Raw genomic sequence first — 22563 nt, 5'->3', positions numbered from 1 at the left:
GATGTCCTCGCCTTACGCAAGAGGCATGCCACCTCGTCGACATTTCGAAGGAATCGCGTCGCGCAATATGAACGGCAACGTGTCGACGATCTGGCATCGAAATTGCGAACGATTGGTCATGGCGTTCGTTGACGACGCACTTGGCGCCAATTCGGAACGCGCCCGCACTGGGGCGGTGCGCGAATGTTTCAAGACGACACACGATGACCCTGACACTTCCTCTGCCGGAACCCGAGGCCCGCGCCACCGAAGACGCCCGCTTCGGCGCGCTTCGCTCGCACGGCCGCTTCGACTACCTGCCGATCACGGCGCGCGACACGTACCGCTGGCCCAACGGCGCGCGGCTGGCCGTCTATCTCGGCTTCAATCTGGAGCATTTCGCCTTTGGAGAAGGGCTGGGCGCAAACCTCGGCCCCGCCTCGCCGCAGCCGGACGTACTGAACTACAGCTGGCGCGAATACGGCAACCGCGTCGGTGCGTGGCGCTGTCTCGATCTGTTCGACGAACTCGCCATGCCGGCCGGTGTCATGCTCAATACGTCGCTGCTCGATCACTGTCCCGAACTCGTGCAGGCGTGCGTCGCGCGCGCAGACGAATTGATCGGACACGGTCACACCAACGCGCATCGGCAGAGCGATTTCGAGTACGCGCACGAGCGTGACCTGCTGGCGCATTGCCGTTCGCGCATGACCGAGGTGACCGGCTACACGCCCTCGGGATGGCTCTCGCCGTGGATCTCGGAGACGCATCACACACCGGACCTGCTCGTGCGCACCGGCTACCGATACACGCTGAACTGGTGCCACGACGACCGCCCGGTGCGCATGCGCACGGCGCACGGCACGCTGTGGTCGGTGCCTTATCCGCAGGAATTGAACGACATCCCCATGATTGTCGGACGTCAGATGGACGGCGCCGCGTTCGCCGACATGATTGCCGACAACTTCGACGAGATGTACGCGCAAGCCGAGCATCCGACGCGGGGCCAGCCGCTCGTGATGGGTATTGCGCTGCATCCGTACCTGGTCGGACAGCCATATCGTCTCCGGCATCTGCGGCGTGCGCTCATGCCCATCGCGGGCGCGGCGCGGCGCGGCGAGATCTGGATCGCGACGCCGGGCGATATCGCCGCGCACGTGGCGTCGGTGAGCGAGGCCGATCCTCACGCCGTCATGGGATGAGCGCATCATGCCGCTCAAGCCATATTGCCCGGATTGCGCCGAGCACTCGGGGGCCGGAGCGTCGACTCTATTGCCTTCGCCGTCTATTTCACCTTTGCCGCATTCGCCAGCCATGCCAGCAGACAAGCCCGTCGCGCGTGCGCGCCGCCACGCCACCAATGCCGCCAGCGCCAGCGGGGCGGGGTCCGACGCAGGCGCGACCGAATCCCGTCTCCTCGCCCTGCATTCGCCCGTGGCAAACGACGACGATCAGAGCGCCGAGACCCGCGTCGAAACGCATATCTATCGCACTATCGTCGATGGGGTGCTCGCGCATCGGCTCACCCCCGGCACGAAGCTTCCGGAGCCCGAGCTGTGCCAATTGTTCGACGTGGGACGCGCGCTCGTGCGGCGCGTGCTCGAGCGCCTGGCGCACGACGGCATCGTCACGCTCAGGCCGAACCGGGGGGCGGTGATCGCCGAGCCGACGCCGGAAGAAACGCGCGAGATATTCGAAGCGCGTCGCGCGCTGGAGCGTTCGCTGGTGGCGCTTGCCGTGTCGCGCGTGACCGACGACGACCTTGCCATGCTGCGCCGCCAACTGGGCGCCGAGCACGAAGCGATGCACCGCTTCGACCAACCGTCGTGGGCGCGGCTGGCGAGCGACTTCCATTTGCGCGTGGCGGCGCTTGCCGGTAACGCCGTGCTGCTGCGTTACCTCACCGAGCTGATTTCGCGGTGCTCGCTCATCGTCGGACTGTACGAGCCGCCCGGCTATGCGCCGTGCGAACATGAGGAGCACGCGGCGATCGTGGCCTGTATCGAGCAACGCGACGCCGCCGGTGCCATCGCCCGCATGCACTCGCATCTCGAAGAACTCGAGCGCCGCATCGAGACGACCCGAATGCGCGGGCAGAAGAGTCTGGCCTCGCTGCTCGGCTTACCGGTCCCCGCGCTCGCGGACGACGTGCCGCCCCTGAGCCCGGCCAAACGCATTGCCCGGGCCTGAGGACTTCGCATGGAAATCGACTTTCGCGAAATCACCGCGTATCAGCGCTACAAGCTGATGGCGAGCCTGATCGTGCCGCGCCCGATTGCGCTCGTCACGACGATCAACCATGGCGGCACCGTCAACGCCGCGCCGTTCTCGATGTTCAACATGCTCGGTGAGGAGCCGCCGATTGTGATGCTCTCCATCAACCGGCGCGACGACGACTCGCTCAAGGACACCGCAACGAATATTCTGCGCGACCGGGAATATGTCGTGCATCTGAGCGACGAGGCGATGACCGCGCGCATGCACGCGTGCGGCGAGCGCCTGCCGCCGACCGAGAGCGAGCTCGCCCACGCGAGGCTCACGCCGACGCCGAGCAGCCTCGTTGCGCCACCCCGGATCGCCGAGGCGCCCGTCGCGTTCGAATGCACGTTATGGGAGACGCTCGAGACGCCGAGCCGCCACATCTTCATCGGGCGTGTCGAGCGCATGCATGCGCGCGACGATCTGATCGATACCGAGACCTGGCGCGTGCGGTTGCAGAACTATTTCCCCGTAGGGCGTTTCGGCGCGAGCTTCTACGTCGATACGCGCAACCGCTTCTCGCTGGAGCAGCGAGACGGTGAGCCCACCGCCACGACGGCCGTCGACGAGATGTAGGCGGCGATGTCGCCGACGTGACGCCGCCCTGCGACGTGGGCGGCAACGCGCCCCGGGGCGGGCGCCACCGCCATGTACGAGAGGGCCTGTCCGGTCGTCCGTCACCGCGTGCGCCCACGCGCCGCGTCTCGGCGAATCTCGACGCATCTCCGGGAAAACCCCGAGTCTTGAAATCGTAAAACCCCGTCCCTATAATTAGCACTCGTTGGCGCAGAGTGCTAACGCCATGAATTCACCGAATATGCAAACAGTTGCATATTCAAGTTTTCACGATCTCACAGAGAGAAATGAGGAGCTTGTAATGAACCTTCGTCCCTTGCATGACCGCGTTATTGTCAAGCGCCTGGACAACGAAACGAAGACCGCATCGGGCATCGTGATCCCGGACGCCGCAGCTGAAAAGCCGGATCAGGGCGAAATCCTGGCCGTCGGCCCGGGCAAGAAAGACGATCAAGGCAAGTCGATCGCACTCGACGTGAAGGTGGGCGACCGCGTTCTGTTCGGCAAGTACGCCGGCCAGACCGTCAAGGTCGATGGCCAGGAACTGCTGGTCATGCGTGAAGAAGACATCATGGCCGTGGTGGCCAAGTAAGTCTGTCCCCCACAGACATCTACGTAAAGCATTCAAGGAGTTAATGCAATGGCAGCTAAAGAAGTCGTTTTCGGCGATTCCGCTCGTGCCAAGATGGTCGAGGGTGTCAACATCCTCGCTAACGCCGTCAAGGTGACCCTGGGCCCGAAGGGTCGCAACGTGGTGCTCGAGCGCAGCTTCGGCGGCCCGACCGTGACGAAGGACGGTGTGTCGGTCGCCAAGGAAATCGAACTGAAGGACAAGCTCCAGAACATGGGCGCGCAAATGGTCAAGGAAGTGGCTTCCAAGACCAGCGACAACGCCGGTGACGGCACCACCACCGCTACGGTGCTGGCTCAGTCGATCGTCCGCGAAGGCATGAAGTACGTGGCCTCGGGCATGAACCCGATGGACCTCAAGCGCGGCATCGACAAGGCTGTCGCCGCTGCCATCGAGGAACTGCGCAAGATCAGCAAGCCGTGCACGACCAACAAGGAAATCGCGCAGGTCGGCTCGATCTCGGCCAACAGCGACACGTCGATCGGCGACTACATCGCCAAGGCGATGGACAAGGTCGGCAAGGAAGGCGTGATCACCGTCGAAGACGGCAAGTCGCTGCAAGACGAACTCGACGTCGTCGAAGGTATGCAGTTCGACCGCGGCTACCTGTCGCCGTACTTCATCAACACCCCGGAAAAGCAAGTCGCCGTTCTGGAGAACCCTTACGTTCTGCTGTTCGACAAGAAGGTCTCGAACATCCGTGACCTGCTGCCGGTGCTCGAGCAAGTCGCCAAGGCTGGCCGTCCGCTGCTGATCATCGCCGAAGACGTCGAGGGCGAAGCCCTGGCAACGCTGGTGGTCAACAACATCCGCGGCATCCTCAAGACCTGCGCCGTCAAGGCACCGGGCTTCGGCGACCGCCGCAAGGCCATGCTGGAAGACATCGCCATCCTGACGGGCGGCCAGGTCATCGCCGAAGAAATCGGCCTGACGCTGGAGAAGGCCACGCTCAACGAGCTGGGTCAGGCCAAGCGCGTCGAGATCGGCAAGGAAAACACCATCATCATCGACGGTGCCGGCGAGGCTGCGAACATCGAAGCGCGCGTCAAGCAAATCCGCGCCCAGATCGAAGAAGCCACGAGCGACTACGACCGTGAAAAGCTGCAAGAGCGCGTGGCCAAGCTGGCCGGCGGCGTTGCGGTGATCAAGGTCGGTGCCGCGACCGAAGTCGAAATGAAGGAAAAGAAGGCTCGCGTGGAAGACGCGCTGCACGCTACCCGCGCTGCCGTGGAAGAAGGCATCGTCCCGGGCGGTGGTGTGGCACTGCTGCGTGCTCGCGTGGCCGTCTCGGGTCTCAAGGGCGACAACCCTGACCAGGACGCCGGTATCAAGATCGTGCTGCGCGCCATGGAAGAGCCGCTGCGCCAGATCGTCGCCAACGGTGGCGAGGAAGCCAGCGTGGTCGTGGCCAAGGTCGTGGAAGGCAAGGGCAACTTCGGCTACAACGCCGCGACGGGCGAGTACGGCGATCTGGTCGAAATGGGCGTTGTCGACCCGACCAAGGTGACCCGCACGGCGCTGCAAAACGCGGCTTCGGTCTCGGGCCTGCTGCTCACGACGGACTGCGCCGTGGCCGAACTGCCGAAGGAAGATGCCCCGATGCCTGGCGGCATGGGTGACATGGGCGGTATGGGCGGCATGGGCATGGGCATGTAAGTCTCGCACGAGACTGCAGGAGCGGCCCGGGCGATCCGGGACGCTTCGCCTGCCGGTCGCCGGGCTTCACGGCACGTCGCATCGCCGACGAAGCCCGCGCCAACCGCGGCAACGAGTTCTTCGGAATTCGTTGCCGCTTTTTTTTGCGCGGTGCATCGGCATCGCGCGTCTCACGCGGGGCGCTCGCCCGCGCGTACCGACGGCGGCCCCAGGGGCGCCGTCGCGGCGATTTCATCCTGCATCCATTGCCAGAACGCATGAATGGCGCGCTCGCGCGGATGATTCTCCCGCCAGCTCACGTGATATTCGAGACTGGGCGGAATGCGGATGTCGCCGACCTGCACGAGCTCGCCGCTCGCCAGCGTGTCGCGAACCAGCAGGCTGCGCGTCGTGGCCACGCCCTGTCCCGCAATCGCCGCGCGCAGGAGCAGACCCGAATCGTCGAAGATCGGCCCGCGCGTCGGTTCATGCGGTGGCAGCCCGGCGGCCACGAGCCAGTCGCGCCACGAGCGATGCGCGAAGCGCAGCATGGGCAGCCTCGGGGTGTCGGCCACGGTGAAGCCCGGCACGCGCGCGATCAGGTCGGGATGACACACGGCGATGACGTAGTCGTCGAGCAGCTTGCGCGTCACGAACCCCGTCTCCTCGACGCGCTGGTGCCACACGCCGACGTCCACGGAGTACGGATCGGGCGCGGCGATGTCGGCATGCACGCGCACCATCAGGTCGATGCCCGGATGCCGCTCGCTAAAGCGCGCGAGTCGCGGAATCATCCATTGCGAGGCGAGATCGGTCATCACGCTCACTTCGAGCCTGACGGTGCCGGGCGCGCCCCCGGCCGCGGTGCCGGCACGCGCTTCGGTGAATGCCTCATCGAGCTCGGACATGCCGATGCGCACGCGCTCCGCGAGGCGCGCGCCGACGCTCGTCGGAATCATGCGCGCGCCGACGCGGCGAAACAGCGCCGTGCCGAGCTGCTGCTCGAGCGAGCGCATGTGATGACTGACCGCACTGTGCGTCAAATTCAATTCGTCGGCCGCCCGCGTAAAACTCCGGTGACGGGCCGCCGCCTCTAGCGCACGCAGCGATTGAAGGGGAGGCAGATGAGAGAACATGATGTCAAATTCTACTCACAATGCGAGCGCAAAGGTTTCGTTGGCCTGCGCGCGCCGAAGCGCCGACAATCCATACCCTGGCAATTGATCAGGGTATGGCTTCATGTCCAAAGCGCTTCGCATCTTTGTACTGTTCGCCTGCGGATACTTCGTCTCCTACGTGTACCGCGGCGTGAATATCGGTTTCGCGCCTTTCATGACGCGCGAGCTCGGCCTGTCGTCCGCTGATCTCGGTTTGCTCACCAGCCTCTATTTCCTGGGCTTCGCCGGCGCGCAGCTCCCGGCGGGCGTGCTGCTCGACAAGTTCGGCCCGCGTCGCGTGGCCTCGCTCGTGCTGCTGCTCGCCGCGGCCGGCGCGGCGCTGTTCGGGCTGGCGCAAGGCGTGGGAATGCTCATGGCGGGACGCCTGCTCATCGGCGTTGGTGTGTCGGTGTGTCTGGGCAGCGCGTTCAAGGCGCTCGCGCAGTGGTTTCCGGTGGCGCGTCTGCCGTTGCTCAACGGTCTGGTGATGGCCGTGGGCGGGCTGGGCGGCGTGGTCGTCGGCACGCCGCTCAACTGGCTGCTCGGCATGACGGATTGGCGCGTGGTGTCGTTCGGGCTGGCCGCACTCACCGTCTTCATGTCGGCCGCGCTGTGGTTCGGCGCCCCGGAGAAGACGGGCGCGCATGCGCAGGGCGGGCTGCGCGAGGCGCTCGACGGCGTGCGTCAGGTGCTGGGCAGCGCAATGTTCTGGAAGGTGACCTCGCTCTCGGGCATCACGCAGGGCGTGTTCTATGCGATGCAGTCGCTGTGGATGGCGCCGTTCATGCGAGACGTGCAAGGGCTGTCGGCAGGCGAGGCGGCATCGCTGGTTTCGGTCGTGGGACTGGCGATGATGGCGGGCAGCGTGGTGTTCGGCGCGGCCGCACGCTCGCTGGAGCGGCGCGGGGTGAGCGTGTTCGCGTTCTCGGGCGTGGGCATGGTGCTCTTCGTCGTCGTGCAGCTGCTGCTGATGCTGCGCGCCCCAATTGCGCCGGTCGGGCTTTGGGCGGCTTACGGCATCTTCGGCGGTACGGGCATCCTCTCGTATGCGGTGCTCGCCGAGCACTTCCACGGCACGCTGATCGGACGTGTGAACACGTCGCTCACGCTCGTCATCTTCGTGCTGATCTTCCTGTGTCAGGTCGGTGTGGGCGCGGTGCTCGGCGCTTATGCGGCGCACAGTGCCGACGCGCATTTCACCGCCTGGACGATTCTCGTCGTGCTGCAGGTGCTCGGCGCGGTGTGGTACTTCTGGCCGCAGCGCCAGCGCGTGGGCAACGTCGCGGCGGCTTGACGCCGCGCCCACCGTCGCCATTGACGCTGTCCGCTTCGCTTGACCGGCTTCGCTTGATTCGCTTCGCTTGATTTCAGCGCCGGGCGAACGTCCGGCTGGCGTGCGGCTGACGTCAGATCAACGTCGGGCTTCAAGCGCCTGCAACCAGGTGCTCAGGCCGGCGTCGATCTGTTGCAGCAGCGCCGGCGAGAGCGGCGCGAGCATCCGGTGCTCGTTTGCCACGTGGGCTTGCACGGCCCGCTCGATCAACGCGAACCCCTCGGCCGTGAGCTCGACGAGCGTGCTGCGCGCATCCTCCGGATTCGGCACGCGTGTGATCCAGCCGCGCGCTTCGAGGCGTTGCAACCGGTGCGTCATCGTGCCGGAGGTCACCATCAGCGCCGAGAAGAGGGTAGTCGGTGCGAGCCGGTAAGGTGCGCCCGAGCGACGCAGCGTCGCGAGCATGTCGAACTCCCACCCGCTCATCCCGAATTCGGCAAACGTCGGGTCGAGCTGCTGCTGGACCAGCGCCGCGCAGCGCATGAGACGCCCGACCATGCCCATCGGAAAAATGTCCAGATCGGGACGCTCCCGGCGCCACTGCGCGAGAATTTCGTCGACGGCGTCGCCGTCCCCGGCCCCGTCCCCGGTCATGTCCGCGAGGGCATTGTCCCCAGCCGCCGTCTGCCGTGCGCCCGCCTCGCGCGTGCGCGCCTGGGCCCTGCTCGCCGGTCCGTTCACCATGCTTCGCCTCATTTATCTTGACGTCGAGGCAAAATGATACCAAACTGTTTTTATCTTGAATTGAAGATAAATTGACATGACGACCGCCGATTCCCTTTCGAGAGGGCGCTGGGCCGATGCACTGCTCACCGCGCTTGCGCCCATGATCTGGGGCTCGACCTATATCGTGACCACGCAGGTGCTGCCGCCCGACCGGCCGTTTTCGGCGGCGCTCATTCGCGTGTTGCCGTCGGGACTGTTGCTGCTGGTCTATGCGCGGCGCTGGCCGGTGCGCCGCGAGTGGGGGCGTCTGCTGGTGCTCTCGGCGCTCAACATCGGGGCATTTCAGGCGCTGCTGTTCGTCGCGGCGTATCGGCTGCCGGGCGGGCTGGCGGCGGTGGTCGGGGCGATCCAGCCGCTATTGGTGATGGCGCTGGCCTGGGGCGTGGAGCACCGCCGTCCGTTGTCGTCGACGGTGTGGGCGGCGGTGGCCGGCGTCGTCGGCATGGCGGTGCTGCTGCTCTCGCCTGGCACGGTGTTCGAGCCGATCGGCATTCTGGCGGCGCTCGCCGGCGCGGCGAGCATGGCGACGGGCACCTATCTCACGCGTCGCTGGCGTCCGCAAATGCCAGTGCTGGCGCTGACCGGCTGGCAATTGTGGCTCGGTGGACTGATGCTCGCGCCGCTGGCGATATGGTTCGATCCACCGCTGCCCTCGCTCACGCTGTGGCAGGCGCTCGGTTATCTGTACCTGTCGATGGCGGGGGCGCTGCTCGCCTACGCGTTATGGTTTCGCGGGATCGCGCGTCTGGCGCCGGTGGCCGTGTCGTCGCTGGGACTGCTCAGTCCGTTGACGGCGGTGGTGCTGGGTTGGGTGTTGCTCGATCAGGCGATCCGGGGTCTGGCGTTCGTCGGGCTCGCCATGGTGTTCGCGAGCATTCTGGCGGTGCAGTGGACGGCGTCGCCCCGCTGATCGTTCCGGGCCGCCGCTGATCGCGTCAGATCGGGCCAGACTCGGCCAGACTCGGCCAGACGGCACTCAGGCCTGCGCCACCCAGTCCCCCGACTTGCCGCCGTGCTTCTCCAGCACCCGCACGTCGGTCATCGTCATGCCGCGATCGACCGCCTTGCACATGTCGTAGATCGTGAGCAGCCCGACCTGCACGGCGGTGAGCGCTTCCATTTCCACGCCGGTGCGGCCGACGGTTTCGACCTGTGCGCGACAGTGCACGGCGCTAGCACCCTCGTCGACGAGGAACTCGACCGTCACGCGCGTGAGCGCGAGCGGATGGCACAGCGGGATCAGATCGGCCGTGCGCTTGGCGCCCTGAATGGCGGCGATGCGGGCGATGCCGAGCACGTCGCCCTTTTTCGCCGTGCCGCTGCGAACCAGCGCGAGCGTTTCCGGCTTCATCTGGATAGTGCCGCGCGCGACGGCCACGCGATGCGTGCTGTCTTTGCCGCCGACGTCGACCATATGGGCCTGACCGGCGGTGTCGAAGTGGGTGAGTTCTGCCATGAGTCGATACTGTGAGATGCAGGGAAGATTGCGGGAGGCGCGGGCGCCAAGGCTTCGATGGACGGTGTCGCCGCCGGTGCACCGGCACGTCGCGCACGGCTGACCGTTGTTGCCCTGCTTGGCGCCGGTAATTGGTGTCGGTAATTGGTGTCGGTAATTGGTGTCGGTAATCGGTGTCGGTAATTGGTGCCGGTAATTGGTGCCGGTGCCGGTGCCGGTGCTTGGTGCAGCGCTTGTTGCCCGGTCATTGCCATTTGCCGCCGCAAGCCCCGCTGCGGAACGTCCGCGTCCGGCTGCTATCATAGCAGCAGCTCCGAATGACCAGCGCCATGTCGCGCCTCTTCCCATGACGCGTTCGCCACGTTCGTTCCGCGCCTCGTCCCGTTCGCTTTCCCGCCACTCGCCTGCCGCCGCCGCCCCATGGCGACGCGTGATCGCGTCGGCGCTCGTGCCGATCATGACCGCCATGACCTTTGCCGGCGCCGTGCTGCCCACGCAGGCCGCCGCGCAGTCGCTGCCAACCCTCGGCCAGAGTTCGGCCGCGGACCTTTCGCCGGCGATGGAGCGCAAGCTCGGAGAGCGCGTCATGCGCGAGATTCGCGCCGACCCCGACTACCTGTCCGATCTGCTGCTCTCCGATTACGTCAACGCGCTTGGCAGCAAGCTCGTGTCGGCCACACGCAAGGTCGGACTCGACGCGAGCCAGAGCTTCGAATTCTTCGTGGTGCGCGATGCGGCGATCAACGCGTTCTCGCTGCCCGGCGGCTTCATCGGCATCAACACGGGGCTGATCGTCACCACGCGCACCGAATCGGAACTGGCGTCGGTCGTCGGTCACGAAACGGGGCACGTGCTGCAGCATCACATCGCGCGAATGCTCGGTGCGCAGTCGCAGAACTCGTGGATCGCGCTCGGCGGCATGTTGCTTGGGCTGCTCGCCGGGATCGGCGCGCGCAGTTCCGACCTCGGGATGGGCATCGCGATGGGCGGGCAGGGGCTGGCCGTCGATCGTCAACTACGCTTCTCGCGCGACGCGGAACGCGAGGCGGACCGCGTCGGTTTCCAGTTGCTGCAGGCGGCCGGCTTCGATACGTATGCGATGCCGACGTTCTTCGAGCGCCTGCAGCGCGCCGATGCCATCAACGAAGCCGGCGTGCCCGAATACGTGCGCACCCACCCGCTGACCAACGAGCGGATCGCCGACATGCTCAATCGCTCGCGCAACGCGGGGTACCGCCAGCCGGAGCAGTCGCCGGAGTTCGCGTTCGTGCGGGCGCGCGCGCTCGTCCTGCAGCAGAAGTCCGCGAGCGACTATGCCACCGTGGCGGAAGCGCAGCGCACTCACATCCGCACGCAAACGGCGCCGAGCGTAGCGGGTGCCTGGTACGCGGTGGCCCTCGCGGAATTCAAGCAACGGCGCTGGGAGCCGGCACGCGAGGCGCTGGACAAGGCGAAGTCGGCGTTCGGCGGCACGGGGCCGGGCACACCCAGTCTGGCGGTGCTGGACTCCGACATCGCGCGTCTATCGGGCCGGCCGGAAGAGGCGCTGCGCATTGCCAGGCAGGCCCGTGCGGCGTTCCCGTTATCGCAGGCGGCCGACATGGCCTACGCCGATGCGCTGGTCGCAAGCCATCGCATTCCGGAGGCGACCCAGTTCCTCCAGGCGCAGGTCGAGCGCTACCGCAGCGAACCGATCTGGTGGCGCGCTCTCGCGGGGGCCTGGGCGGCGGCTGGCAAGCGGGCGCGCCAGCATTCCGCGCTCGCCGAACAATACGCGTTGCAGGGGCAATGGATGGCGGCGGTCAGCCAGCTCAAGCTCGCGCGCGACGCCGGCGATGCGGACTTCTACGAAATGTCGACCATCGACGCGCGGCTGCACGAATTCCAGCGTCGCTACAAGGAAGACAAGGAAGACGAGAAGGACTTCAACAAGCAGTTCGGATGAGCGTTGCATACGCGGTTGCTGAGTCAATTTGGCGTCGACATAGCTGACGCAAGCGTGGAGCATTTTGTAGCTGCTCACTGACCTGGTTTCTCACCTCGTAGTTGCCACGGCCGATTTCCGGCCGTGGTCGCTTCTGCCAAAACGTGCCCCTATTTCTCGCTTATCTGTCGTTGGATTGGCTTCTTGCGGATGTGGAACGCGGTGGTTCCTATCGTCTTGCTTGACCGCTTCGGCGCGACGGGCGTGGTGGCCTATGAGATTGCGCTTGCCGCATGTGCTGTCATCGCGCTGCCAGTAGCCACTTTATGGACCGAGCAGCTTTCGCGGGCGCAGGTCATGCGTTGGGCGTGTTCGATCATCGTGCTATCCGGCATTTCGCGGCTCGCGATTGCGGGGGCAGCGCTTGGCCTGACTTTCTGGATGCTGAACGACATGATTGCTGTCGCCGCATTTGCGTCCATGCAACCGCTGCTTGGCGTCTATCCGGCGGAGACGGTCGAAAAGGTCCGCGTGCTCGCGGCGTTTCGACTGAAACGGGTCGTGGTCAATCTCGGCCGTATCTGTGGACCATTGCTGGCCGGCACGGCTTTACTCCTCTATACCTGGCAATACGCTTTGGGGTGCCTGGCAGTCCTCGGTTGTTGCGCGCTTCCCATCCTGTTAAGACTGCCGACACCGCCGTCGCCGGATCGGAGGCAATCGCCGGTGCCCATTTCCGCGAAGACGATACTGCATCGTACGTTTGCCGGCTTCGCCTTAAAAATCCGACTATCGGCGGAACGATGCTTCACGCTCTGGGACATGTTGCTGGGTGTCGCGACCGCAGGGGTCGTGCCGGTGCTCATTCCTCAACTCGTGCGGCAGGCCCGACTACCGGAGTCGCAGGCCGGCTGGCTGATCGCTGCATTCGTTATCGGATCTATCGCGGGCGTTGCGATTCTTCATCCGATGCTTGCCGGCGCATTCGGACGCAGGCCTGGCTATGTTGCCGGTTGGGCAGCGCTGGGTGTCAGCCTCGCAATGGCGACGGTCGCGGATACCACCGTTTGGCCGGGAGCGAGCTTGATGTCGGCAGGGGCCATCGGGGCTTGTTTGTCGATGAATGGTATTGACCGGCGCGTAATCGCGCTGCCATCGCGCGTGCGCGTCAGAGTCGCTGGTGCAACGCTGCTGACAACCCGACTGGCGGGTATGTTGTCGTTCGCGCTGTATGGCATTTCATACGCTTCTCACACCATGGAAGGCAGATGGTGGCTGTATGGCGGCCTGGTCAGCATTGCCGTGTTGTCATCGTGCCTCGCCAGTGAGCCATGGAGACTCCTTGGCGTAAAAGATGCGGAGGGTAGCGTCGAAAAATTCTATTCCGATCGATATCCCGCAGCCTTCGATACGGCTGAGCCAGTGCAACGGGACGCCGCCGAGTAACCGCTCACGCCCCTTGAGCGCCAATCTGTGGATTCCGCTCGAAACCATAGGTCTGCGCCAAGGTGTCCGCGCGGACGAAAGCGAAGGGCAGGGAGTCGCCGTTGCGCCAATGCATACGCGTGAACTGTCGCGCTCGGATCGCATCGCTCTCACTGCTATCGAACACTTCGAATGCCTGCGCGAGATCGGAGACCTGCGTGAGCAGGTCGATGTCGTGATCGTGCAGCAGCGCGAGCGTCGGGCCGGCTTTCGAATTCGCCTCTGATTCGTCCGCCGCTCTCGCCTCGCTTGCCCCGCCGGCGAACGCGACGTTTCCGTCCTCGTCGAGCAGGCAGGCTTGCGGTGCGAACGCGCGTCCGAGCTGATCGGTGAGCACCGGCGCGCCACGTCCGCCACGGGCCATGGCGTCCCACGTCAGTCGCACGACGAACGGCGCATATGCGAGCGCCACGTACACGCGTTGCGGTCCGTTCTGGAAGTACCACCGTCCTCCGTCGTCGCAGGCATAGTTGCGCGCGATGAACGCAACCAGCGCGGCGTGACGAATCGGGTCGCCGGGCGCGCCGGCGGCCTGCGCGGCGTCGTCTCGCATGCGCCACTGGCCACGCCGGTCGAGCGCGAGCCAGCCGTAGCAATGCGGCACGTTCGGCCATTTGGCCATGGCCTGTCGAACGATTTCATCCATAGCGTCACCTCAGACGGCAGCCGGCAGAAACTGGCGGAAATAGTCGATGACCGTGCGCGGCATCCAGGTGAGGCCGCCGGGAAACGCTCCGCTCATGAAGCCGACGTGTCCGCCGTGCGCCGGCTGCAGCAAATGCACGTAGCGGCCGACGTCGTCTTCGCCTGGCAGGGCATTGGCCGGCTGGAACGGATCGTTGCGCGCATTGATCACGAGCGTGGGCACCTCGATGGCCGGCAGGATCGGTTTGCTCGATGCGCGTGTGTAGTAGTCGAATGCACTGTGATAGCCGTGCAGCGGCGCCGTCACCACATGATCGAATTCGCCGAGATCGCGCGCGGCCATCATCAGCTCACGGTCATACAGCCCGGGATACTGTTCGAGTTTGGCGAGCGCTTTCTTCTTGAGCGTGCCCAGGAAGTTGCGCGTGTACACCATGTTGAAGCCGCGCGAGAGCGCGAGGCCTCCCGCGCGCAGATCGAGCGGCGCGGAGATCGCGCAGGCCGCGCTCACGACCTGCGCGGCTTGCCCTTCGCGTTCGCCGAGCCAGCGCAACAGCACGTTGCCGCCCAGTGATACGCCCGCGGCGAAGATCGGTCCCGACGTGTTGGCGCGCAGGCGCCGCAGCATCCAGTCGAGTTCGGTGCTGTCGCCCGAATGGTAGAAGCGCGGTGCGCGGTTCAGGCGCCCGCTGCAACTGCGAAAGTGCGGTATCACGCCGCGCCAGCCCTGAGCCTCGACTTCGCGCATGAGCGTGCGCGCGTAGTGACTGCCGGAACTGCCTTCGAGCCCGTGAAAGAGCACCACGAGCGGCGTCTGGACGAGTCCTTCGGGCGTTGGCGGCGCCTGGTGGGCCGCCGGCGGCGCCACGAGCCAGTCCACGTCGACGAAATCGCCGTCGGGCGTGTCCCAGGTCTCGCGCCGGAATTGCACGTGCGGACGGCGGCCGAGCAGGGCCGGATAGATCGTCTGGCTGTGACCGTCGGGCAGCCACCGCGGCGCGCGGTAATCCTGAGGGACAAATGCTGCCGGCCGGGCCGTCATCGCGACACCGCGCCGATCAGTGCAGCCCGTCCGGACGCGCGTGCATCATCAGGCTGAATTGCTCGACGGCATGCGGCGGCAACGGGCTGGAGTGGATGTGCGCGAAGCGCCAGTCGCCCTGCTCGTGCACGAGGACATACGTCGTGTGGATGAGTTGGGCGGTGGTCTGGCCCGCGTCTTCGTTGCCCACGCGCATCGCCTCGGTCGCCGTATGCACCACCGTGCCAACCGTGTCGTACTCGGTCGTGTCGAGCGAGTCGAGCAGCACGACGCTTTGCGCGAACTGTGCGACAAGGCCGCTGCGGATCTGCTCGAGGCCATCCCAGCGCGTGCCGTCGGCGCGGATGTAGCTCACGAAATCCTCGTTCGCCCACAGCGACATGGCGCGATCCGTCTGGCCCCGGCGCAGCGCGTCGTAAAAGGCCGTGATGGTTTCACTGGCGGCGTCGAACAGACGGACAAAACGTGGCATGAGGATCTACCGTTGAGTGTTACGGGGCGGGCTGCGGCCGGACGGCGATGATTGCGCGCATATCGTCATCCGCTGCGGGCGCCGGCTCAGCGCTGCGTGAGCAGGATGTTGCGCAGGTTCGCGAACACGTGCTCGGGCATCAGCTCGTTGAGGCAGCGCGTGTGGCCGAGCGGGCATTCGCGGGCGAAACACGGGCTGCACTCCAATTGTAGCCACAGGACATGCGCCTGGTCGGACAGCGGCGGCGTGTGGCGCGGATCGGACGAACCGAAAAGCGCGATCTGCGGCCGGCGCAGCGCTGCTGTGACGTGCATCAGTCCCGAGTCGTTGCTCACCACGGCGTTGGCGCGCGCGAGCAGGGCGCAGGCCTCGGCGAGCGACGTCTGCCCGCAAAGATTGCGCACGAACGGCGCGTCGGCCGCGATTTGCTGGGCCAGCGCGCCATCCTTGCCCGAGCCGAGCGCGACGATCTGCGCATACGGGAACGAGCGGCGAACCAACTGGGCGAGCTGCGCGAAATGCCCCGGCGGCCAGCGCTTGGCCGGACCGAACTCGGCGCCGGGACAGAACACGACGAGCGGCACGCGCAAATCCAGCCCGAAGCGGGCGTACACGCGGGCGGACTCGTTCAGGTCGGCCTCGATGCGCGGCGTGGGCAGCGTCTCGGGCAGCTTCGCGCCGGGCGCGAAGGCAAGCGCCGCGTAGTGGCGCACCATCGGCGGGCGTTCGTCCTTGCGCGGGTTGGCGTGGCGCACGTTGAGCAGGCCGTAGCGCTGCTCGCCCTTGTAGCCGATGCGCAGCGGAATGCGCGCGAGCCACGGAATCAGCGCCGACTTCAGCGAATTCGGCAGCACGTAGGCGGCGTCGTATCCCTCGTCGGCGAGCACGCTCGCGAGCCGGTAACGCTCGAGCGGCTGCAACTTGCCGTGCGCGAGGTCGGTCGAGACCACGCGCGAAATCTCCGGCATGCGCTCCAGAACCGGGGCGACCCAGCCGGGCGCGATCGCGTCGATGGTCAGACGCGGATGCAGACGCCTCAGCAGGGTAAACAACGGCTGCGCCATCAGCGCGTCCCCAATCCAGTTGGGGGCGATCACCAAGGCTTTATGCATCGTGGCGGAGACTCTTACGTTAAGCGTAGCGATGAAACGGAAAGGGGCACGGGCGGCGCGTCGTCACGCAGATGGGCTGCGCCCACCCGTCCAGGGGGCAGACGGCTCAGTGATGGCCCTTGAGCACGACGCCGGCCTTCAGCCGATAGCGGGTGCCGCAGTAGGGGCACGCGGCTTCGCCGTGGCTGACGTCGATGAACACGCGCGGATGGGCGCTCCAGGCTTCCATCTTCGGATTCGGACAATGGACCGGCAGATCTTCGGCGCCGACTTCGACGACCGGCATTTCTTTGACTTCGCTCATGGGGTTCTGACCGTGATGGGTATTCGGGATTTCGGGAATTGCCCGGCCGGCGACACGGAAAGCCTCATGTCCGGCGCCCGGCCGATTCACCAAAAGTCGCTATTGTAAAGCAGCAGCAGCCCTTTGCGGACGCAGGGCCGCTACGGCGGCGTCTGCATGGCCGACCGGTTTCGTCCCCGCGTGGCGTGCGCGCGACACCTCGCCCGTTGCGTCTGCGAAAACGTGCGGATGTACGCCATGAACGTACTAAGCAACTACTTACCATGGCTATAATGGACCGTCGTCCGCCGCCAATGACGAATATATTCAGGACAGACTCCGGCAAGCCAGGCGGGCGCCGTGGCCGCGTAGCGGTCATCTCGGGCGTGCCGGGCGCCGTCGGGACCGCTTCGCCCCGCAATGCCAGACACCGCGCCGCTTGCCCCGGCGTTCGCCCCCCAACCGACCATGCCAATGCTTCGTCTGCCTGCCGCTGAACGTGATGGGTTCGCGGCCGGTTTCCGCATTATTTCCCCGCTGTTGCCCGCCATCTTCTCGTGGGGCCTCGTGACGGGCGTCGCCATGAGCAAGTCGGTGCTTACCGTGCCGCAGGCCATCGGCATGACGCTGATGCTCTACGCCGGATCGGCTCAACTGGCGTCGCTGCCGCTATTCGCCGCGGGGCTGCCGCTTTGGACCATCCTGCTCACCGTGGGCATCGTCAACCTGCGTTTCGTGATCTTCAGCGCGGCGCTCCAGCCGCACTTCTCGTATCTGTCGCTGCCCCGGCGTCTGGTGCTGGGCTACGTGAACGGCGATCTGGGCTTCGTGATGTTCATGAACCAGAACTTCGCCACCGGCTACGTGCCGGGCAAGGAGGGCACGTATTACGGCATCACCCTCAGCAACTGGGTGGTCTGGCATGTTTCGTCGGTCATCGGCATTCTGCTCGGCGCGCTCGTGCCCGACACGTGGGGACTCGGCTTCGCGGGTACGCTCGCGCTCATTCCCATGATGGTGCACACCATCACCACGCGCTCGACGCTGCTGGTGGTCACGCTGGCGTCGGTCATCGGGCTGCTCGCGTTCGATCTGCCGTATCGCCTCAATCTCGTGCTGGGCGTGCTTGGCGCGCTCGCGGCCGGCATGGTGTGCGACGAGCTCGCCGCGCGTCGCGCGAAGAAGCTCGCGCCGGCCGGCAAGCCGTCCGCTTCCCGGGAGTCGCGCTCATGAGCACGTTCGAAATCTGGTTCGCCTTCGTGGCGATGACCGTGGTGACGATCATCACGCGCACGTTCTTCCTGCTCGCGGGCGATCGCGTCACGCTGCCGCCGCGGCTGCAGCGAGCGTTGCGCTACGCGCCCGCGGCGGCGCTCGCCGTCATCGTGGTGCCCGAGGTGCTGCTGCTCGACCACCAGTTCGCGCTGCATCCGGGCAACCACAAGCTGGCCGCTGCCGTGGCTGCTACGGGCTGGTTCGTGTGGCGGCGCAACATGATCGAGATGATCGTCGTGGGCATGGCCGTCTACACGCTGGGGCGCCTGTTCCTGTAGGCGAAACTGCGAACGCCAAAATGGGCATTCGGCCGGTCGGATCAGTTAAAATGCATGTTTTTCCCACCATTCATTCCGGATTCTCATGGCTTCCGTCGTCCGTCTTACCGATCTGATCGCTCAGGGCCGCCTTGCGGGCAAACGTGTATTCATCCGCGCCGATTTGAACGTGCCGCAAGACGACGAGGGCCGTATCACGGAAGACACGCGCATTCGCGCGTCGGTGCCGGCCATCCGGATGTCGCTCGACGCCGGCGCCGCCGTGATGGTGACCTCGCACCTGGGGCGTCCGACCGAGGGCGAATTCAAGCCGGCCGACTCGCTCGCCCCCGTGGCGCGGCGCCTGTCCGAGCTGCTCGGCCGTGACGTGAAGCTCGTCGCCGACTGGGTCGACGGCGGCTTCGACGTGGCGCCGGGCACGGTCGTGCTGCTCGAGAACTGCCGCGTCAACAAGGGCGAGAAGAAGGACAACGACGAACTGGCGCAGAAGATGGCCAGGCTGTGCGACGTGTACGTGAACGACGCGTTCGGCACCGCGCACCGCGCCGAGGCCACCACGCACGGCATCGCCAGGTACGCGCCGGTGGCCTGCGCCGGCCCGCTGCTTGCCGCCGAACTCGAGGCGCTGGGCAAGGCGCTCAACGCGCCGGCCCGTCCGCTCGTGGCCATCGTCGCGGGCTCGAAGGTCTCCACCAAGCTCACCATTCTCAAGTCGCTTGCCGACAAGGTCGATCAGCTGATCGTGGGCGGCGGCATTGCCAACACGTTCATGCTCGCGGCCGGCCTGCCGATCGGTAAGTCGCTCGCCGAAGCCGATCTGGTCGGCGAGGCCAGGGCGATCATCGACGCGATGGCCGCCCGCGGCGCCTCGGTGCCGATCCCCACGGACGTGGTGTGCGCCACGGAATTCAGCCCGACGGCCGAAGCGAGCGTGAAGGCCGCCGCCGACGTGGACGCCAACGACATGATTCTCAACATCGGCCCGCAAACGGCCGCCCGGCTCGCCGAGCAGTTGTCCGGCGCCGGCACGATCGTGTGGAACGGCCCGGTCGGCGTGTTCGAATTCGACCAGTTCGGCCATGGCACCGAAACCCTGGCGCGCGCCATCGCGGCCGCCAGAGGCTTTTCGATTGCCGGCGGCGGCGACACGCTTGCCGCCATTGCCAAGTACGGCATTGCCGATCAGGTGAGCTACATCTCGACCGGCGGCGGCGCATTCCTCGAATTCCTCGAGGGCAAGACGCTGCCGGCGGTCGATGTGCTGCAACAACGCGCCGCTCAGGCCGCCTGAAGCGCGCAAAAACCAGGTGGGGCGGAGCATCCGGGCCGATCGGACGGCGTTTGACGGGAGCGGAAGGCGAGGGTTTTGTTCCTCTCATTGCGAACGTCAGAGATCGAATCGAACGATTTCGTACTGACAATACGAACTTTTTGGTTAACCTGCGACGGCCTAAATGCGCTACAAACCTCTAAGCGCCAGCAATGTCGAACGCGCTGTTACCAAAAGAGGATGAAGAGATGGAAGTAATGAACCGCTCCACCAAGATCGTCGCCACCATCGGTCCGGCATCGAGCACGCCGGAAGTGCTCTCGCGCATGATCGCCGCGGGCGTCGACGTTGTCCGGCTGAACTTCTCGCACGGCAAGGCGCAGGACCACATCGAGCGCGCCGAGATGGTGCGTGCCGCTGCCCGGGCGGCGGGCCGAGAAGTGGCCATCATGGCCGATCTGCAGGGCCCGAAGATTCGCGTCGGCAAGTTCGAGAACGGCAAGACCACGCTCGAGGCCGGCGCCAAGTTCATTCTGGATGCGGACTGCGAGCTCGGTAACGACGAGCGTGTCGGGCTGGACTACAAGGAGCTGCCGCGCGACGTGCGCGCGGGCGACGTGCTGCTGCTCAACGACGGCCTGATCGTGCTGATCGTCGATCGCGTGCTGGGCAACGAGATTCACACGACGGTGAAGGTCGGCGGCGACCTGTCGAACAACAAGGGTATCAACCGCCAGGGTGGCGGCCTCACGGCTCCGGCGCTGACCGCCAAGGACATGGAAGACATCAAGACCGCGATGGCGCTGGGCGCCGATTACGTCGCGGTCTCGTTTCCGAAGAACGCCACGGACATGGAAATGGCGCGGCGCCTGGCGAACGTGGCGGGCGAGCCTTACGGCATCAAGCCGCTGATGATCGCCAAGATCGAGCGCGCCGAAGCCATTCCGGCGCTCGAGGAGATCCTGGCGGCGTCGGACTGCATCATGGTCGCGCGTGGCGACCTGGCCATCGAAGTCGGCAACGCGGCGGTGCCGGCGCTGCAAAAGCGCATGATTCGCCTGGCGCGCGAGATGAACAAGACGACCATCACGGCAACGCAGATGATGGAGTCGATGATCCACAATCCGGTGCCCACGCGCGCCGAGGTGTCGGACGTGGCCAACGCCGTGCTCGACGGCACCGACGCCGTGATGCTCTCGGCCGAGAGCGCCGCAGGCAAGTACCCGGTCGAGACGATCGAGACGATGGCGGCGATCTGCGTCGAGGCCGAACGCTCGGAGACCGTGGAACTCGACCGCGACTGGCTGGACCAAACTTTTACGCGCATCGATCAGACGATTGCGGCCGGGGCGCTGTTTACCGCGTATCATCTTGGCGCGAAAGCGATCGTGGCGCTCACCGAGTCAGGCGCCACGGCGCTGTGGCTGTCCCGCCACAAGATCCATGTGCCGATTTTCGCGCTGACGTCGCAGCTCGGCAGCCATCGCAAGATGGCGCTGTATCGCAACGTCTACGCGATGCGAGCCGATGCGGCGCACGACCGCGATCAGGCGCTCAAGCAGGCAGAGCAACTGCTGCTCTCGAGCGGCGTGGTCAAGCGCGGCGACACGATCGTGCTGACGGTCGGCGAACCGATGGGGCAGCCCGGCGGCACCAACACGTTGAAGATCGTTCAGGTGGGCCACGCATGACGAGAGGGGCCGCGCGAGCGCGGCGAGGCCAGGTGCCGCGCCGCCCGCGAGCCGTCGTCATGAGGGGCGCCTGCGGATCGAGGAAAAGATTTACTTAGTTTTGTGATTCCAAGGAGAACATCATGCCCCTAGTCTCTATGCGACAGCTGCTCGACCACGCCGCCGAAAACGGCTATGGTCTGCCGGCCTTCAACGTCAACAATCTGGAGCAGGTCTCCGCGATCATGGCGGCGGCCGACGAAGTTGGCGCCCCGGTGATCATGCAGGCGTCGGCCGGCGCCCGCAAGTACGCCGGTGAAGCGTTCCTGCGCCATCTGATTTCGGCCGCCGTCGAAGCCTACCCCCATATCCCGGTGGTGATGCACCAGGATCACGGCCAGTCGCCGGCCGTGTGCATGGCCGCCATCAAGAGCGGCTTCTCGAGCGTGATGATGGACGGCTCGCTCGAGGCCGACGGCAAGTCGGTTGCCAGCTACGAGTACAACGTCGAAGTCTCGAAGAAGGTCGTCGAGTTCTCGCACTACATCGGCGTGACGGTCGAAGCCGAGCTGGGCGTGCTGGGTTCGCTCGAAACGATGAAGGGCGACAAGGAAGACGGTCACGGCGCCGACGGCACCATGACGCGCGAGCAACTGCTGACCGACCCGGATCAGGCCGCCGACTTCGTGCATCAGACGCAGTGCGACGCGCTGGCCATTGCCATCGGCACCTCGCATGGCGCCTACAAGTTCAGCCGCAAGCCGACGGGCGACATTCTCGCCATCGACCGCATCAAGGAAATCCACCGCCGCATTCCGAACACCCACCTCGTGATGCACGGCTCGTCGTCGGTGCCGCAGGAACTGCTGGCCGAGATCCGCGAGTTTGGCGGCGACATGAAGGAAACGTATGGCGTGCCGGTCGAAGAGATCGTCGAAGGCATCAAGCACGGCGTGCGCAAGGTCAACATCGACACCGACATCCGTTTGGCCATGACGGGCGCGATCCGCCGTTATCTGTTCGAAAACCCGAGCAAGTTCGATCCGCGCGACTACCTCAAGCCGGCCCGCGAAGCCGCGAAGCAGGTCTGCAAGGCGCGCTATCTGGCGTTCGGCTGCGAAGGCCAGGCCGGCAAGATCAAGCCGGTCTCGCTCGAGAAGATGGCCGAGAAGTACAAGAGCGGCGACCTCGCGCAAATCGTGAAGTAAATCAGGCGCGTCGGGCTCGCGCGGTATTCGCGCGGCCTGCCGGCCAGCGCGGTGCATCGCGGATGCACCGGCTCCGGGGCCCGGTTTCCCGCCAGCGATCGCTGGTGCGGAAACCGGGCCCTTTCCTTTGGCGTCGGCGCGTCGGCG

At 65.8% G+C, this 22563-nt stretch carries 22 protein-coding genes; 14 read left to right on the top strand and 8 right to left on the bottom strand.

The annotated features are described in order from the left end of the window. Window positions 1-203: 203 nt before the first annotated feature. From PNO31109_RS19270 to groL, 5 genes are all read left to right on the top strand, one after another. Window positions 204-1181 (top strand): polysaccharide deacetylase family protein, encoded by a 978-nt coding sequence (locus PNO31109_RS19270; RefSeq protein ID WP_150557056.1) that lies wholly within the window; start codon window positions 204-206, stop codon window positions 1179-1181. A gap of 112 nt (window positions 1182-1293) precedes the next feature. Beyond that, a complete protein-coding gene (locus PNO31109_RS19265; protein WP_150557055.1) occupies window positions 1294-2169 on the top strand; it encodes a GntR family transcriptional regulator in 876 nt (291 codons plus the stop codon). Window positions 2170-2178: 9 nt separating this feature from the next. After that, window positions 2179-2814 carry a flavin reductase family protein gene (locus PNO31109_RS19260; protein WP_150557054.1) on the top strand — a complete coding sequence of 212 codons (636 nt, stop codon included), beginning with the start codon at window positions 2179-2181 and terminating at the stop codon, window positions 2812-2814. A gap of 301 nt (window positions 2815-3115) precedes the next feature. After that, window positions 3116-3406, top strand: coding sequence for a co-chaperone GroES (gene groES / locus PNO31109_RS19255; protein ID WP_150557071.1), 291 nt, complete (start codon window positions 3116-3118; stop codon window positions 3404-3406). 48 nt (window positions 3407-3454) lie between these two features. Further along, entirely contained in the window at window positions 3455-5101 is a 1647-nt protein-coding gene (groL, locus tag PNO31109_RS19250; RefSeq protein ID WP_150557053.1) for a chaperonin GroEL, read from the top strand. A gap of 170 nt (window positions 5102-5271) precedes the next feature. Here groL and PNO31109_RS19245 read toward each other — a convergent pair whose 3' ends face one another. After that, on the bottom strand, window positions 5272-6216 hold the full coding sequence (locus PNO31109_RS19245) for a LysR substrate-binding domain-containing protein (protein ID WP_150557052.1): 945 nt from the start codon (window positions 6214-6216) through the stop codon (window positions 5272-5274). A 103-nt stretch (window positions 6217-6319) separates the two neighbouring features. On the opposite strand from PNO31109_RS19245, the gene PNO31109_RS19240 reads away from it, so the two are divergent. Next, a complete protein-coding gene (locus PNO31109_RS19240) occupies window positions 6320-7531 on the top strand; it encodes an MFS transporter (RefSeq protein ID WP_150557051.1) in 1212 nt (403 codons plus the stop codon). Between the two features lie 117 nt (window positions 7532-7648). Here the strand turns inward: PNO31109_RS19240 and PNO31109_RS19235 are convergent, their stop codons facing one another. Next, window positions 7649-8164, bottom strand: coding sequence for a MarR family winged helix-turn-helix transcriptional regulator (locus PNO31109_RS19235; protein ID WP_150557070.1), 516 nt, complete (start codon window positions 8162-8164; stop codon window positions 7649-7651). Between the two features lie 166 nt (window positions 8165-8330). Between PNO31109_RS19235 and PNO31109_RS19230 the strand changes: the two genes are divergently transcribed. Then, on the top strand, window positions 8331-9206 hold the full coding sequence (locus tag PNO31109_RS19230; protein ID WP_150557050.1) for an EamA family transporter: 876 nt from the start codon (window positions 8331-8333) through the stop codon (window positions 9204-9206). A 66-nt stretch (window positions 9207-9272) separates the two neighbouring features. On the opposite strand, the gene moaC is transcribed toward PNO31109_RS19230, so the two are convergent. Beyond that, window positions 9273-9752 carry a cyclic pyranopterin monophosphate synthase MoaC gene (gene moaC, locus PNO31109_RS19225; RefSeq protein ID WP_150557049.1) on the bottom strand — a complete coding sequence of 160 codons (480 nt, stop codon included), beginning with the start codon at window positions 9750-9752 and terminating at the stop codon, window positions 9273-9275. A 457-nt stretch (window positions 9753-10209) separates the two neighbouring features. Here moaC and PNO31109_RS19220 point away from each other — a divergent pair, with 457 nt between their 5' ends. Continuing rightward, complete coding sequence (locus tag PNO31109_RS19220) at window positions 10210-11697, top strand: M48 family metalloprotease (RefSeq protein WP_241014000.1); 1488 nt, start codon at window positions 10210-10212, stop codon at window positions 11695-11697. A 123-nt stretch (window positions 11698-11820) separates the two neighbouring features. Next, window positions 11821-13122, top strand: a complete 1302-nt coding sequence (locus PNO31109_RS19215; RefSeq protein ID WP_150557048.1) for an MFS transporter — start codon at window positions 11821-11823, stop codon at window positions 13120-13122. 4 nt (window positions 13123-13126) lie between these two features. On the opposite strand, the gene PNO31109_RS19210 is transcribed toward PNO31109_RS19215, so the two are convergent. The 5 genes from PNO31109_RS19210 to PNO31109_RS19190 all read right to left on the bottom strand — a co-directional run bounded on the left by PNO31109_RS19210 (window position 13127) and on the right by PNO31109_RS19190 (window position 16736). Then, complete coding sequence (locus tag PNO31109_RS19210; RefSeq protein ID WP_150557047.1) at window positions 13127-13807, bottom strand: DUF2946 family protein; 681 nt, start codon at window positions 13805-13807, stop codon at window positions 13127-13129. A gap of 9 nt (window positions 13808-13816) precedes the next feature. Then, window positions 13817-14848, bottom strand: coding sequence for a hydrolase (locus PNO31109_RS19205; RefSeq protein WP_150557046.1), 1032 nt, complete (start codon window positions 14846-14848; stop codon window positions 13817-13819). 16 nt (window positions 14849-14864) lie between these two features. After that, a complete protein-coding gene (locus PNO31109_RS19200; protein WP_150557045.1) occupies window positions 14865-15320 on the bottom strand; it encodes a nuclear transport factor 2 family protein in 456 nt (151 codons plus the stop codon). A gap of 86 nt (window positions 15321-15406) precedes the next feature. Next, complete coding sequence (gene waaF / locus PNO31109_RS19195) at window positions 15407-16432, bottom strand: lipopolysaccharide heptosyltransferase II (RefSeq protein WP_150557044.1); 1026 nt, start codon at window positions 16430-16432, stop codon at window positions 15407-15409. A gap of 106 nt (window positions 16433-16538) precedes the next feature. Continuing rightward, window positions 16539-16736, bottom strand: a complete 198-nt coding sequence (locus tag PNO31109_RS19190) for a zinc-finger domain-containing protein (RefSeq protein WP_150557043.1) — start codon at window positions 16734-16736, stop codon at window positions 16539-16541. A 453-nt stretch (window positions 16737-17189) separates the two neighbouring features. Between PNO31109_RS19190 and PNO31109_RS19185 the strand changes: the two genes are divergently transcribed. The 5 genes from PNO31109_RS19185 (at window position 17190) to fba (ending at window position 22416) form a co-directional block, all read left to right on the top strand. Next, a complete protein-coding gene (locus tag PNO31109_RS19185; RefSeq protein WP_150557042.1) occupies window positions 17190-17948 on the top strand; it encodes an AzlC family ABC transporter permease in 759 nt (252 codons plus the stop codon). After that, window positions 17945-18268 (top strand): AzlD domain-containing protein, encoded by a 324-nt coding sequence (locus tag PNO31109_RS19180; RefSeq protein ID WP_150557041.1) that lies wholly within the window; start codon window positions 17945-17947, stop codon window positions 18266-18268. The genes PNO31109_RS19185 and PNO31109_RS19180 overlap by 4 nt, the downstream gene beginning before the upstream one ends. Window positions 18269-18353: 85 nt before the next feature. Next, on the top strand, window positions 18354-19559 hold the full coding sequence (locus PNO31109_RS19175) for a phosphoglycerate kinase (protein ID WP_150557040.1): 1206 nt from the start codon (window positions 18354-18356) through the stop codon (window positions 19557-19559). A gap of 236 nt (window positions 19560-19795) precedes the next feature. Then, on the top strand, window positions 19796-21229 hold the full coding sequence (pyk, locus tag PNO31109_RS19170) for a pyruvate kinase (RefSeq protein ID WP_150557039.1): 1434 nt from the start codon (window positions 19796-19798) through the stop codon (window positions 21227-21229). Between the two features lie 122 nt (window positions 21230-21351). Continuing rightward, window positions 21352-22416 (top strand): class II fructose-bisphosphate aldolase, encoded by a 1065-nt coding sequence (gene fba, locus PNO31109_RS19165; RefSeq protein ID WP_150557038.1) that lies wholly within the window; start codon window positions 21352-21354, stop codon window positions 22414-22416. Window positions 22417-22563: the final 147 nt, after the last annotated feature.

The sequence above is a fragment of the Pandoraea nosoerga genome, assembly GCF_902459585.1.
GTDB lineage: Bacteria > Pseudomonadota > Gammaproteobacteria > Burkholderiales > Burkholderiaceae > Pandoraea > Pandoraea nosoerga.
The sequence above is the reverse complement of the archived record's forward strand: the minus strand, read 5'-3'. Positions and strand labels throughout refer to the sequence as shown.